Annotated in this window: 2 protein-coding genes; one reads left to right on the top strand and one right to left on the bottom strand. The window is 56.4% G+C overall.

Annotated features, from left to right (window positions below; all coding sequences use genetic code 11):
* Window positions 1–379 precede the first annotated feature (379 nt).
* On the top strand, window positions 380–616 hold the full coding sequence (locus tag KIP88_RS45690) for a DUF6429 family protein (protein WP_214494605.1): 237 nt from the start codon (window positions 380–382) through the stop codon (window positions 614–616).
* Window positions 617–725: 109 nt separating this feature from the next.
* Here KIP88_RS45690 and KIP88_RS45685 read toward each other — a convergent pair whose 3' ends face one another.
* Window positions 726–1,289, bottom strand: coding sequence for a hypothetical protein (locus KIP88_RS45685; protein WP_214494604.1), 564 nt, complete (start codon window positions 1,287–1,289; stop codon window positions 726–728).
* Between the last annotated feature and the right edge of the window lie 336 nt (window positions 1,290–1,625).

Raw genomic sequence — 1,625 nt, 5'->3', positions numbered from 1 at the left:
CAAGCGCGCTTCACACATTGATCCGCCAGCGTCATCCTACGCCATCATGCGGAGGGCATGCCCCTACCGCGGAGAGAACCATGATCCCGGCAAGGATGTGTTTGGAGAGTCTTGACCGCAGGCCCGGAATTAGAGAACAGCCAGGGTCAAAAACGGAAGTGTGCCCGCTCGCGCGGCATGTCCGTTCGACCCTCAGGAGCAGACATCGTCAGGCTACACGTTCAGGTCCGGTTGGCGCCGTTCGCGATACTTTGAACCGCAGTGTACAGCACATTATTCGATCGTCCTGTCGACGATGGCACCGCGGCCCCTCTTCGCGTCCAAATCGCCGAGATATCGTCAGGTTCGGCGATCAACATTACCTCGGAGGTCATCGATCATGGACATAGACCGAGACCACATCGACGATGCCGTTCTTGCCTTATTATTTCTCGGGCGTCACGACGGGATGCGCACCTGGAAATCCTTTGATTGGGCCGCGATGGAGCGGCTCCATACAAAGGGATTGATCTCGGACCCAGCCGGCAAAGCTAAATCCGTCGTATTCACTGACGAAGGCCTGCGTCAGTCCGAAGCACTATTTCGAAAGCTGTTCACAGTCGGACGCGAGGCATGAGGCGCGTTACTCCTGAATCCAGCCTGACTGCCGCGCACCGACCCAGCCACCGATCAATGCAATGAACTCCCCCCACTTCATCGATCACCTCGTCCGACAGAAAGAGCGCTCATTCACCCTGCTGCTCGTCCACCGCATCATGCCAAAGGCTATTCAATTCTTCCTCGACCACCCACCCGACATTCCTCCCGCGTGACCTAAGCCTGCCGAGACGCTCAAGGTAGGTGCTGCGCTCAGTAGGAGGCAGGCTAGATACGATTTCCAGAGACCGTCCATACATGTGGATCAAAGCGGCAAAGTATTTTTCGTCGTCCATGCTGCAAGATTCCAAAAAGCCGAATGCTTCCTCGCAATAAAAGATCGACAGCTCCGCCATCCCAGCCGGGCGCCCGATGGCTTTTTTGTAGTCCGCAATCGCCTTCTTGGCTTTAGAAACCGATATGGGTTGGCCTTTCATTAGGTCCGGCGATATCCATCTGGAAATACTCGATTTGAAGGGCTGGAGGTGATCCTGACCCAAGCCCAAGCGGGCATGCAAGAATGCCTGGTTGTCTTTGCTGGCAGTGTAGAGGTCTTGCACTAGCCCCCGAAGGCCCGCGCGATCGAAGTCCAGGAGCGCGGTTTTAACGTCGCTCCAAGATGGTGAGATATTCTTGCTGCGGACCACGGCCATGAATCCTTCAAAAATACTTTTATGCGCGTGCTTCTCGGCGGGCTCAAGATACCCGACTTACGCATAGGGATCAGGTTGGTCAGGTCAACGATGCTTCGCCAGTGGCACATGCTCCCCTCCTCTGTAACCGAGGAGTATGACCATACTGGATCAAGTGAATGCTACCCCGACGCCTCATAAACGGTTGCCCTGAACAAGGGCACGCTGACCGGGGCAAGGCCGCCCCTACGACCCAAGCACGTCTGGTCGATCCGGACGAAGCTCCAGATCGAAGGCCGCGCTCGCGACCTAGCCATGTTCAAACTGGCGATCGACAGCAACCTGGCGCATGAACGG

It is taken from the genome of Bradyrhizobium sp. SRL28 (assembly GCF_018596315.1).
In the GTDB taxonomy this organism is placed as follows: domain Bacteria; phylum Pseudomonadota; class Alphaproteobacteria; order Rhizobiales; family Xanthobacteraceae; genus Bradyrhizobium.
The sequence above is the reverse complement of the archived record's forward strand: the minus strand, read 5'-3'. Positions and strand labels throughout refer to the sequence as shown.